Source organism: Streptomyces sp. NPDC015661, assembly GCF_043077765.1.
Lineage (GTDB): Bacteria > Actinomycetota > Actinomycetes > Streptomycetales > Streptomycetaceae > Streptomyces.
On the sequence record NZ_JBIBST010000008.1, the window covers coordinates 191,570 to 203,188 of the forward strand.

The following is an 11,619-nucleotide window of genomic DNA, read 5'->3' on the forward strand; positions in this document are numbered from 1 at the left end:
GGGTCCGTCGTTTCGGTCGTGAACGAAACGTACGCAACCGTGACCCGGGTCACAGGCTGATGGATAGTCGCGGAGGTCCACCGGGACGTGGACACCCATCAGCACGAGGAGGACCCCGTGGCCGCACGCCGGGACCGCACCCACTATCTGTATCTGGCCGTCATCGGCGCCGTACTGCTCGGCATCACGGTCGGGTTCCTGGCGCCGGGCGTCGCCGTCGAGCTCAAGCCGCTCGGCACCGGCTTCGTCAACCTGATCAAGATGATGATCTCGCCGATCATCTTCTGCACGATCGTGCTCGGCGTCGGATCCGTCCGGAAGGCCGCGAAGGTCGGCGCCGTCGGCGGCCTCGCCCTCGGCTACTTCCTCGTGATGTCGACCGTCGCACTCGCGATCGGTCTGCTCGTCGGCAACCTCCTGGAGCCCGGCTCCGGCCTCCACCTCACCAAGGAGATCGCCGAGGCGGGCGCCAAGCAGGCCGAGGGCGCGAGCGAGTCGACGCCGGACTTCCTGCTCGGGATCATCCCGAAGACCCTCGTCTCCGCCTTCACCGAGGGCGAGGTCCTCCAGACCCTGCTGGTCGCGCTGCTCGCGGGCTTCGCGCTCCAGGCGATGGGTACGGCCGGGGAGCCGGTCCTCCGAGGCATCGGACACATCCAGAAGCTCGTCTTCCGCATCCTCGGAATGATCATGTGGGCCGCTCCGGTCGGCGCGTTCGGCGCGATCGCGGCCGTCGTCGGCGCGACCGGCGCCGCCGCGCTCAAGTCCCTCGCCGTCATCATGATCGGCTTCTACGTGACCTGCGGGCTCTTCGTCTTCGTGGTCCTCGGCCTGCTGCTCCGCCTCATCGCGGGGATCAACATCTGGTCGCTCCTGAAGTACCTGGGCCGCGAGTTCCTGCTGATCCTCTCCACCTCCTCCTCGGAGTCCGCGCTGCCCCGGCTCATCGCGAAGATGGAGCACCTGGGGGTCAGCAAGCCGGTCGTCGGCATCACCGTGCCGACCGGGTACTCCTTCAACCTCGACGGCACCGCGATCTACCTGACGATGGCCTCGCTGTTCACCGCCGAGGCGATGGGGAACCCGCTCTCGATCGGCGAGCAGATCTCGCTCCTCGTCTTCATGATCATCGCCTCGAAGGGTGCGGCGGGCGTCACCGGCGCGGGCCTCGCCACCCTCGCGGGCGGCCTCCAGTCGCACCGGCCCGAGCTGGTCGACGGGGTGGGCCTGATCGTCGGCATCGACCGCTTCATGAGCGAGGCGCGCGCCCTCACGAACTTCGCGGGGAACGCGGTGGCGACGGTGCTCGTCGGCACGTGGACGAAGGAGATCGACAAGGCGCGGGCGGCGGAGGTCCTCGCGGGCCGGGTCCCGTTCGACGAGAAGACCCTGGTCGACGACCACGTGTCGGCCTCCGTCCCGGACCAGCGCGCGGAGGAGGGCGACGAAAAGGCCCGAGCGGGCGTCTGACCGCTCGGGGGGCTCGCGTCCTTCCGGTTCCCGGGCCTTGAGCCGGATCCGGGCCCGGAAGGACGCGACGCACCCCCCCCCACGGGCCCGAGGGGGACGCGACGCACCCCCCCCACGGGCCCGGGAGCATGTGACACGCCCCCGCTCCGTCGGCCCCCAGGCTCCGTCAGCCCCCCCGGCTCCGTCGGCCCCCCAGCTCCTTCAGCCCCCCGGCTCCACCACCCCAGGCTCCTTCAGCCCCCAGCTCCACCAGCCCCCCCGGCTCCACCAGCCCCCAGCCCCCAGGCTCCTTCAGCCCCCAGCTCCACCAGCCCCCCAGCTCCACCAGCCCCCAGCTCCACCAGCCCCCTAGCCTCCAGCCCCCAGCCCCCAGGCTCCTTCAGCCCCCCAGCCCCGCCAGTTCCTCCTCCGAGAGCTGCAGATCCGCCGCCCCCGCCGAGTCCCGGACCGTCTCCGGGCGACTCGCGCCCGGGATCGGGAGGACCGTTTCCGAGCGGGCCAGGAGCCAGGCGAGGGCCACCCGCTGCGGGCTGACCCCCCGCGCCCGCGCCACCCGGTGGAAGGCGCCGAACTCGGGGTCCTCCTCCAGGGCCGACGCCCCGTCGAGGGAGCTGCGCGAGATCCCGCCCAGCGGGCTCCACGGCAGGAAGGCGAGCCCGAGCTCCGCGCACAGCCGCAGCTCCGCCTCGCTGTCCCGCACCGCCGGCGAGTAGCGGTTCTGTACGGAGACCAGACGGTCGCCGAGGATCTCGCGGGCCAGCAGGATCTGCCCGGTGTCCACGTTGGAGATGCCCGCCAGCCTCACCGTGCCCGCGTCCAGCAACTCCCGTACCGCTCCGAGTGATTCGGCGTACGGGACCGCAGGGTCCGGCTTGTGCAGCTGGTACAGGCCGATCGCGTCGCCGCCGAGCCGCCGCGCCGAGCCCTCCGCCGCCCGCCGCAGGTGCTCGGGCCGGCCGTCCACGCTCCAGTCGCCGTCGGCCGTCCGCCCCCGGCCGCCCTTCGTCGCCACGAGCACGCCGTCCGTGCCGCCGCCGTACGAGGCGAGGGCCCGGGCCACGAGGAGTTCGCCCTCGCCCGGTGTGCCGTTCGGCGGGTGGTAGGAGTCGGCGGTGTCGAGGAGCGTCACCCCCGCGTCCAGTGCCGCGTGCACGGTGGCCACGGCCCGCGCCTCGTCCGGCCGGCCCTCGATGGAGAGCGGCATCGTGCCGAACCCGATCGCCCCGACCCGTACGTCCCCCAGCATCCGGTACCGCATCAGCGCTCCGCCCCCTTCGTCTCGACGTTCGTCCCGGCGATCGTCTCGGCCACCGCCTTCGTCAGCCACTCGCCGGAATCCCTGAACGCGTAACCCAGGGAGACCGCCCGGGAGTTGTCCATCCCGTACGAGCGGGCGAAGGAGAACGGCGAGACCTCGCCGACCTCCACCGCCTGGAACACCGTCCGGCCGCCCACCAGCTTCTCGATCTCCGCGCAGATGTCGGCCGTGGTGAGGGGACCGTGGGAGTGCGCGTTCACCGGTCCGGTGAACTCCGCCGCGACGGCCCAGGCGAGGAACGCGGCGATCTCCTCCACGTACACATAGGTCGCCGGGTGGTTCACCACCGGCACCGCGATCGGCTCGCCCGCGCGGATCCGCCGCGCGTAGTGGTCCAGCCGGCCCGTGAAGTCGTCCGCGCCGCCCAGGACGTGCCCCACCCGCACCGAGGCCCACGCGAAGGGCGTGCCCGCCGCGAAGACGGCCTCGGCCTGCCGCTTGCCCTCCCCGTAGTGCGCGCCGAGGAACTCGGGGTCCTCCCAGGGCAGGCCGGTGTCGACGGTCACCGTGGCCGGGTCGAGGGCGGACTCGGCCACGGGCACGGCCGAGTCCTCGTACTCGTACACCTCCACCGTCGAGGTCATGACGTAGCGCCGGGTGCGGGTCGCGAACACGCGCCGGGCGATCTCCGCCTGGCGCGGGGTGTAGCAGACCTGGTCCACGACGACGTCGAAGGAGCGGCCGGCGAGCACGGATTCGAGCGCGTTCTCGTCGTCGCGGTCGGCGACCAGCTGCTCGATTCCCTCCGGGGCGGCGGAAGAACCCCGGTTGAGCACCGTGATCCGGTGTCCGGATTCCCGGAGGAGCGCGATGAGCCGCTTTCCGAAATAGCGGTTCCCGCCGATGACCAGAACGTCCATGGCTCCCAACTCCCCCAACTTCCGACCCTCTTGCTTTCGAGGACAAGTGTTACGTTGTGCGCTCGCCGATTGAAGGGGGAAACATGGGAGTGCAGGCCGTCCCGCCGAAGGAACCACGGCATTCGCGCGCCGCCGCCGACGAAACCTCGGCGGCCGCTTTCGACCCCATCGACCGGCAGATCCTGGACCTCCTCCAGACCGACGGCCGCATCAAGCTGAGCGAGCTCGGCCGCCGGGTCCGGCTCAGCCCCGCGGCCGTCACCGAGCGCGTCCGCCGTCTGGAGGCGGCCGGGGCGGTCACCGGCTACGGCGCGCACGTGGCGCCGGCCGTGCTCGGCTACGGCATCCAGGCCTTCATCCGCGTGAACCCGCACGGCGGCTACAACCTGAAGCACCCCCGCACCCTGGAGCTGACCGCGCGCCCCGAGATCCTGGAGGTCCACCACGTGGTCGGCGAGGACTGCTGGATCCTGAAGGTCGCCGTCACCGACACCATCCACCTGGAAGAGATCCTGGAGCAGACCTCGGCGCTCGGCCGGACCACGACCTCGATCGTGCTGTCCTCCCCGGTGATCCGGAAACCGCTCCTGCCGCCGGCCGCCCACTGACTCCTTGCCCTGACGTCGGCGTCAAGGCCTACCGTCGGGGACATGCGCATCGGAGAGCTGGCCGAGCGGGCCGGGACGACCACGCGGACCCTGCGGTACTACGAGTCCCGCGGTCTGCTGACCGCCCGGCGTACGGAGCAGGGGTACCGCACGTACGACGAGGGCGATCTGAGGCTCCTCCAGCAGATCAGGACCCTGCAGGACTTCGGGTTCGAGCTGGAGGAGACGCGGCCGTTCGTCGACTGCCTGCGCGCGGGGCATCCGGCGGGGGACTCCTGTCCCGCGTCGATCGCCGTCTACCGGCGGAAGGTCGCCGAGCTGGACGGGCTCATCGCACAGTTGCGGGCGGTACGCGCCCAGGTGGGCGCCCAGCTGCTGCGGGCCGAGGCGGAGCTGCCGCACGGCCCGGAGCCCCGGTGCGAACTCGGAGCGTTGACGGAGACGGAGACGGAGGGGTGACGGAGATGACGACGTACGCGGAGGGCGTGGCCGAGGTCACGGACGCGGACTTCGGCACGGAGGTCCTGGGCGCGGGGCTGCCGGTCCTGGTGAAGTTCACGGCGGAGTGGTGCGGGCCGTGCCGGCAGCTGAAGCCGGTGCTCGGCGCGATCGCCGCGGAGCAGGCGGACCGGCTGCGGATCGTGGAGGTCGACGTGGACCGCAACCCGGAGACCGCCCGGAGGTACGGAGTCCTGGCGACCCCGACCCTCCTGGTCTTCCGGGGCGGTGAGCCGGTGAAGTCGATCGTCGGCGCCCGTCCGAAGCGCCGGCTCCTGGCCGACCTGGAGGACGTACTGGTCTAGCGGCGGCACCGGCGCCGATACCGGAAGCGACGACGAGGCATACAGAAATACCCCGACTAGAATTGACAGTCGGGGTATTGCCTCGCGTATATTGATGGATTCCGTGTCCGACGTGCCCATTCGGGCGCACCGAAGACGCGGAGAAGTTCAATAAACGCACTGTATCGCGCCGGGAGTCGAATTGTCAACCGAGGAATTTCGGAATGAGCAGCAATTCATCACCGATCTCTACGCACGACTCGACGACCTCAGGGACCAGGCCGAAGCCGCCGTCGAGCAGGCGCTCCGCACCCCCGGGGTCGGCAGCAGCCAGGGGCGACTCGAACGGGACGTGATGGTCGCCGAGCAGTCGGGGCTGCTCGCCGCGCTCAACGCCGGGGAGAGCGGACTCTGCTTCGGCCGGCTCGTCTTCAAGGACGGCCGCGACCACCACATCGGCCGGCTCGGCATCCGCGAGGACGACCCGAACCGCACGCCGCTCGTCGTCGACTGGCGCGCCGAGATCGCCCGCCCCTTCTACCTCGCCACCGGCTACGAGCCGATGGGCCTCTCCCGCCGCCGCCACATCACCACCCAGGGCCGCGAGGTCGTCTCCCTCCACGACGAGGTCCTCGACCTCGCCGACGCCACCCGCACCGGCCACGAGAGCCGGAACGCCGACGAAGTGCTGCTCGCCGCGCTCGACGCCGCGCGCACCGGCCGCATGCACGACATCGTGCAGACCATCCAGGCCGAACAGGACGCCATCATCCGGTCCCCGCACCGCGGGGTCCTCGTCGTCGAGGGCGGCCCCGGCACCGGCAAGACCGCCGTCGCCCTGCACCGGGCCGCCTACCTCCTGTACGCGCACCGCGAGCAGCTCGCCAAGCGGGCCGTCCTCATCGTCGGCCCCAACCCCGCCTTCCTCGGCTACATCGGCAACGTCCTGCCCTCCCTCGGCGAGACCGGCGTCCTCCTCGCCACCCCCGCCGAGCTCTTCCCCGGCGTCCGCGCCACCGGCACCGACACCCCGCGCGCCGCCGCCGTGAAGGGCGCCTCCGCCATGGCCGACGCCCTCGCCGCAGCCGTACGGGACCGGCAGCAGGTCCCCGAGCGGGGCGAGCCGCTGATCGTCCCGCACGAGGACGGCGACCTGGTCATCGACTGGGACATGGCCCTCGAAGCCCGCCACAAGGCCCGCGAGACCGTCCTCCCGCACAACCTGGCCCGCCCCTACTTCGTCTTCCGGATCCTCGACGCGCTCGCCGAACAGCTCGCCGACCGCATCGGCGCCGACCCCTACGGCGGCCCCAACTTCCTCGGCCCCGACGACATCGCCCTGCTCGCCAAGGGCGTCGCCGCCAACCCCGAGGTCCACGCCGCGATCGACACCCTCTGGCCGGCCCTCACCCCGCAGGCCTTCCTCGCGGACTACCTCGCCGAACCCACCCACCTCACCGAGGACGACGCCGCCGCGATCCGGCGCGACGGCGGACCCTGGACCCCCGCCGACGTACCGCTGCTCGACGAGGCCGCCGAACTCCTCGGCGAGGACGACTCCGCCCTCCGCGCCGCCGAGGAGGCCGAACGCCAGAAGCAGATCCAGTACGCGCAGGGCGTCCTCGACGTCTCCTTCGCCTCCCGCACCTACGAGTTCGAGGACAAGGAGGAACTCGACAAGGACGCCTCCGAGGTCCTCTCCGCCCACGACATCATCGACGCCGAACGCTTCGCCGAACGCCACGAGGAGGCCGACCACCGCACCGCCGCCGAGCGGGCCGCCGCCGACCGCACCTGGGCCTTCGGCCACATCATCGTCGACGAGGCCCAGGAACTCTCCGCCATGGCCTGGCGGCTCCTCATGCGCCGCAGCCCCAGCCGCTCCATGACCCTCGTCGGCGACCCCGCCCAGACCGGCGACCCGGCCGGAGTCGGCGCCTGGCGGAGCATCCTCGGCCCGTACGTCGAGGACCGCTGGGACCACGTCCGCCTCGGCGTCAACTACCGCACCCCCGCCGAGATCATGGCCGTCGCCGCCGAGACCCGGCGGGCCGCCGAACCCGGCTTCGAACCGCCCCGCTCGGTGCGCTCCACCGGCGTCGAGCCCTGGGACCGGACCGTCGACGACCCGGTCAAGGAGGCCGCCGACGCGGTCGCCGCCGCACTCCGCGAGGAGGGCCGGATCGCCGTCATCGCCCCGTCCGGGTTCCACCCCGGCCTGATCGCGGCGCTCCCCGAGGCCTCGTACGGACCGAAGCCCGACCTCACACGGCCGGTCGTCCTCCTCGACCCCCGGCAGGCGAAGGGCCTCGAATTCGACACGGTGCTCGTCGTCGACCCCGACGGCATCCGGGAGGGCGCCACGCACGGGATCAACGACCTGTACGTGGCGCTCACCCGGGCCACTCAGCGGATGGGCGTGATCAGGCCGGCCTGAGCCAGACAGTCGCGAGCGGCGGCAGGGTCATCCGTACGCTCGCCTCACGGCCGTGCCACGGCACCGACTCGGTCTTCACCGGGTCGGTGCCGACCACGTCCGAGCCCCCGTACCGGGAGGCGTCCGTGTTCAGGACCTCCGCCCAGGCCGCGAACGTGTCCGGCACCCCGAGCCGGTAGTCGTGCCGCACCACCGGCGAGAAGTTGCAGACCGCGAGCAGCGGCGAGCCGAAGCCGTCGAACCGCAGGAACGCGAAGACGTTGTCCTCGGCCGCGTCCCCCACCACCCACTGGAACCCCTCGGGGACGGTGTCCCGCTCCCAGAGCGCGGGCGTCCCCGCGTACACCGTGTTCAGGTCCCGGACGAGATCCCGCACCCCCCGGTGGTCCGCCTCCGCCCCGTACGCCGGATCGAGCAGCCACCAGTCCGGGCCGTGGTCCACCGACCACTCCGCCCCCTGCGCGAACTCCTGCCCCATGTACAGCAGCTGCTTGCCGGGGTGCGCCCACATGAAGCCGAGATAGGCGCGGTGGTTCGCCCGCTGCTGCCACCAGTCGCCCGGCATCTTCGACACCAGCGACCGCTTCCCGTGCACCACCTCGTCGTGCGAGATCGGCAGGATGTAGTTCTCGCTGTACGCGTACACCATCGAGAACGTCATCTCGTGGTGGTGGTACTTGCGGTGCACCGGCTCCTTCTGCACGTACTCCAGCGAGTCGTGCATCCAGCCCATGTTCCACTTCATGCCGAAGCCCAGACCGCCGAAGCCGCCCGGACCCACCTGGTCCGTCGCCCGCGTCACGCCGTCCCAGGCGGTCGACTCCTCGGCGAAGGTGACGACACCGGGGCAGCGACGGTAGACGGTGGCGTTCATCTCCTGGAGGAAGCGGACCGCGTCCAGGTTCTCCCGGCCCCCGAACTCGTTCGGCAGCCACTCGCCGTGCTCCCGCGAGTAGTCCAGGTAGAGCATCGACGCCACCGCGTCGACCCGCAGCCCGTCGATGTGGAACTCCTGGCACCAGTACACGGCGTTCGCGACGAGGAAGTTCCGCACCTCCTTGCGGCCGTAGTCGAACTCCAGGGTCCCCCAGTCGGGATGGTGCGAACGGCGCGGGTCCTCGTGCTCGTACAGCGGACGCCCGTCGAACTCCGCGAGCGCCCAGTCGTCCTTCGGGAAGTGCGCCGGTACCCAGTCCATCAGCACGCCGATCCCGGCCCGGTGCAGGGCGTCGACGAGGAGCCGGAAGTCGTCGGGGGTGCCCATGCGGGCCGTCGGCGCGTAGAACCCGGTGACCTGGTAGCCCCAGGAACCGCCGAAGGGGTGCTCGGTGACCGGCATCAACTCCACGTGCGTGAAGCCGAGATCACGGACGTAGGCGGGCAGCTGCTCGGCCAGCTGCCGGTACGTGAGCCCCGGCCGCCAGGACGGCAGATGCACCTCGTAGACGGAGATCGGCGCCTCGTGCGGCGGGCGGGACCCGCGCCGCTCCATCCACTCCGCGTCGTCCCACGCGTAGTGCGAGTCCGTGACGATCGACGCGGTGTTCGGCGGGCACTCCGTACGGCGGGCCATCGGGTCCGCGCGGACCGTGTGCGAACCGTCGGGCCGCGTGATGTCGTACTTGTAGACGGCGCCCTCGCCGATCCCCGGCACGAACAGCTCCCACACGCCCGTCGAACCGAGCGACCGCATCGGCAGCGCCGTGCCGTCCCAGTGCGTGAAGTCACCCGTCACCCGCACCCCGCGCGCGTTCGGCGCCCACACGGCGAAACGGGTGCCGGTGACGCCCTCGTGCGTCATGGGGTGCGCGCCGAGCGCCGTCCACAGCTCCTCGTGCCGGCCCTCGCCGATGAGATGCAGGTCGAGCTCGCCGAGGGAGGGGAGGAAGCGGTACGGGTCGTGGACGGGCAACTCGTCCCCGTCGTACCGGACCCGGAGCTCGTACGCCGGCACCTTCCGCAGCAGCGGGACGAACACCGAGAAGAGCCCGTCGCCGTCGTCGTCCATCGGGAGCCGCTTGCCCTTCGTCAGGACGGCGACCTCCTTGGCCCAGGGGCGGAGCGCCCTGATGACGACCCCGCCCTTGACCGGATGCGCACCGAGCACGCCGTGCGGGTCGTGGTGCTCCCCGGCGAGCAGCCGGGCCCGGTCGCCGGGATCGAGCGCCGGCGCCTTCCGCACGGAGCGGGACGTCTTGCCTGCGGGACGGGGGGTCACGGGGGTGCCTCCTGAGGCCAGGGGAAGGGGGTACGGGTACGGAACGGTGGTGCGGTGCGGCGGGACACTCGGCCGAACGGGGCGCGTCGGGCTTGCGCAGGCGGGACGCGGTGCGACCGCCCCCCGCGACTGCGCCGAACGGGTCGGCGCCCCCGCCGGGACGGTCGCCAGAGGCTTCCGTGCCCTGACCCGCACCACGATGGGCGCTGCCCTGGGGGTGCGGGTCGAGGCTCGGAACGCGGAGGCGCCGCTGAAGGGCGCCGTCCCGTGTGCCCACCCGTCCCGCCCCAGCGGGACGATTGCCCACACGGGGCGTGGGTGGGGTGCGGGGCGGTTGCCCACGCGGGGGTGGGTGGGGTGCGGACGGTTGTCCGCGCGGGGGTGGGGTGCGGGCGGTTGTCCGCGCGGGGGTGGGCGCGGGGCGTCGCCCCGGTCGGGCGCGGGCGCACACGGGCGGGGGTGCGGGCTCATGGCGCGGCGAGGCGTTCGATCGCGGACATCGGGACCGGGAGCCAGTCCGGCCGGTGCCGGGCCTCGTAGACGACCTCGTACACCGCCTTGTCCGTCTCGTAGGCACGGAGGAGCGCCGGGTCCGCCCGGGGATCGACCCCCGCCGCCTCCGCGTAGCCCGTGCAGTAGGCGGCCCGGCACCGCGCCGCCCAGTCCGCGTTCCAGGGCCGGTGCGTGCGGGCCGCGTAGTCGAAGGAGCGGAGCATGCCGGCGACGTCGCGGACGGTCGGCTGCGGGCTGCGCCGTTCGTCCAGCGGCTTCGCCGGTTCGCCTTCGAAGTCGATGACGGCCCAGCCGCCGTCGGAACCCCTCAGGGTCTGCCCGAGGTGCAGGTCGCCGTGGATGCGCTGGACCTGGCCGCCGCCGCTCGCCGCCGCGAAGACGGACCGGAGGCCGGGGACGTACGGCAGCAGGGCCGGTACCGCCTGGGCCGCCGCGTGGAGGCGGCGGTCCATCGCGGCGGCCAGCTGTTCGGTCTCCGCGCGGGCGAGGCGCCGGGTCGGCAGGGCCGCGGCGAGGGCCAGGTGCACTTCCGCCGTGGCCCGGCCGAGTGCCCGCGCCTCCGTCGTGAACTCCCGCCCGTCGGCCAGGGAGTCGAGGGCGAGCCGCCAGCCGTCCCGGGAGTCCCGCAGATAGGGCTGGAGGACGCCGAGGGTGGAGGCTCCGGATTCGAACCAGGCGACCGGGGCCGGTACGCGTGCGCAGCCGGCCCGGCTCAGGGCCAGCGGCAGTTCCAGGTCCGGGTTGGCGCCCGGGCTGACCCTCCGGAAGATCTTCAGGATGAACGAATCTCCGTAGACGAGGGACGAGTTGGACTGTTCCGCGTCCAGCATGCGGGGGGCCAGGGCCGGGGGCAGGGCCGTCGTGGCGTGGAAGCGCAGCGGGCCGGTCCGGCCCGGGGTGCGCAGCCGCTCGTACAGGAGCCCGGCGAGGCGCGGGTCGCGCAGGCCCTCGTACACCGCCCGTCCGGCGAGCGGGCCCTGCCGGATCCGGCCGATCAGGGCGGGGCCGAGGCGGGGCGGGAGCTGGGTCCGTACGCCCAGGAGGAGTTGGTAGCAGTCGGCGGGTGTTCCGGCCGGGCGGCCCGGCTGTTCGACCCGTACGAGGAGATGGAGGAGGCCGGGTCCCGCGCCGTCCAGGGGCAGCAGCTCGGTGGCCGCGTCCAGCGTGAATCCGGTGACCCGGCGGCCCTTGCCCGCGAACCAGCGCTGCCGTGGCAGCCAGTCGTGGAGCAGGGGGGCGAGGGACGGAAGGAGGGCGTCCGGGGCCCGGGTGGTGGATGCGGTCTCCGGCATGGCATCGCGTCCTTTCCCCGGGGCGCGCAAGTGGCTTTCGTATGCGTTCAAATGCGCAGAGTGTCCCGGATGGCGGCTGTGACTGTCCGGATGTGCGGGACGTGTCGGAAAGGGAAGATCC

9 protein-coding genes are annotated in these 11,619 nt (G+C 72.4%); 5 read left to right on the top strand and 4 right to left on the bottom strand.

Going from position 1 to position 11,619, the window contains the following annotated elements:
• Positions 1-117 precede the first annotated feature (117 nt).
• Positions 118-1,470 (top strand): cation:dicarboxylate symporter family transporter, encoded by a 1,353-nt coding sequence (locus ACF07V_RS22875; RefSeq protein ID WP_392156678.1) that lies wholly within the window; start codon positions 118-120, stop codon positions 1,468-1,470.
• Positions 1,471-1,849: 379 nt separating this feature from the next.
• Here the strand turns inward: ACF07V_RS22875 and ACF07V_RS22880 are convergent, their stop codons facing one another.
• Positions 1,850-2,728, bottom strand: a complete 879-nt coding sequence (locus tag ACF07V_RS22880; RefSeq protein ID WP_392156679.1) for an aldo/keto reductase — start codon at positions 2,726-2,728, stop codon at positions 1,850-1,852.
• Positions 2,728-3,648, bottom strand: coding sequence for an NAD-dependent epimerase/dehydratase family protein (locus ACF07V_RS22885; RefSeq protein ID WP_392156680.1), 921 nt, complete (start codon positions 3,646-3,648; stop codon positions 2,728-2,730). Before ACF07V_RS22885 ends, ACF07V_RS22880 begins: the two co-directional genes overlap by 1 nt.
• Before the next feature lie 83 nt (positions 3,649-3,731).
• Here ACF07V_RS22885 and ACF07V_RS22890 point away from each other — a divergent pair, with 83 nt between their 5' ends.
• The 4 genes from ACF07V_RS22890 (at position 3,732) to ACF07V_RS22905 (ending at position 7,475) form a co-directional block, all read left to right on the top strand.
• Positions 3,732-4,256: an Lrp/AsnC family transcriptional regulator gene (locus ACF07V_RS22890; protein WP_392156682.1), complete on the top strand. Its 525-nt coding sequence runs from the start codon at positions 3,732-3,734 to the stop codon at positions 4,254-4,256.
• A 42-nt stretch (positions 4,257-4,298) separates the two neighbouring features.
• Entirely contained in the window at positions 4,299-4,715 is a 417-nt protein-coding gene (locus ACF07V_RS22895) for a MerR family transcriptional regulator (protein ID WP_392156684.1), read from the top strand.
• A gap of 5 nt (positions 4,716-4,720) precedes the next feature.
• Positions 4,721-5,059 carry a thioredoxin family protein gene (locus tag ACF07V_RS22900; protein WP_392157055.1) on the top strand — a complete coding sequence of 113 codons (339 nt, stop codon included), beginning with the start codon at positions 4,721-4,723 and terminating at the stop codon, positions 5,057-5,059.
• Positions 5,060-5,240: 181 nt separating this feature from the next.
• Positions 5,241-7,475 carry a HelD family protein gene (locus ACF07V_RS22905; RefSeq protein WP_392156686.1) on the top strand — a complete coding sequence of 745 codons (2,235 nt, stop codon included), beginning with the start codon at positions 5,241-5,243 and terminating at the stop codon, positions 7,473-7,475.
• Here the strand turns inward: ACF07V_RS22905 and glgB are convergent.
• Positions 7,462-9,693 carry a 1,4-alpha-glucan branching enzyme gene (gene glgB / locus ACF07V_RS22910; protein ID WP_392156687.1) on the bottom strand — a complete coding sequence of 744 codons (2,232 nt, stop codon included), beginning with the start codon at positions 9,691-9,693 and terminating at the stop codon, positions 7,462-7,464. The genes ACF07V_RS22905 and glgB overlap by 14 nt on opposite strands.
• A 467-nt stretch (positions 9,694-10,160) precedes the next feature.
• The gene (locus tag ACF07V_RS22915; protein WP_392156689.1) at positions 10,161-11,498 is read right to left on the bottom strand and encodes a maltokinase; all 1,338 of its coding nucleotides are present in this window, start codon (positions 11,496-11,498) and stop codon (positions 10,161-10,163) included.
• Between the last annotated feature and the right edge of the window lie 121 nt (positions 11,499-11,619).

Coding starts and splice junctions, on each gene's coding strand:
- ACF07V_RS22880 (WP_392156679.1), bottom strand. CDS start 2,728: ATGCGGTACCGGATGCTGGGGGACGTACGGGTCGGGGCGATCGGGTTC.
- ACF07V_RS22885 (WP_392156680.1), bottom strand. CDS start 3,648: ATGGACGTTCTGGTCATCGGCGGGAACCGCTATTTCGGAAAGCGGCTC.
- ACF07V_RS22890 (WP_392156682.1), top strand. CDS start 3,732: ATGGGAGTGCAGGCCGTCCCGCCGAAGGAACCACGGCATTCGCGCGCC.
- ACF07V_RS22895 (WP_392156684.1), top strand. CDS start 4,299: ATGCGCATCGGAGAGCTGGCCGAGCGGGCCGGGACGACCACGCGGACC.
- ACF07V_RS22900 (WP_392157055.1), top strand. CDS start 4,721: ATGACGACGTACGCGGAGGGCGTGGCCGAGGTCACGGACGCGGACTTC.
- ACF07V_RS22915 (WP_392156689.1), bottom strand. CDS start 11,498: ATGCCGGAGACCGCATCCACCACCCGGGCCCCGGACGCCCTCCTTCCG.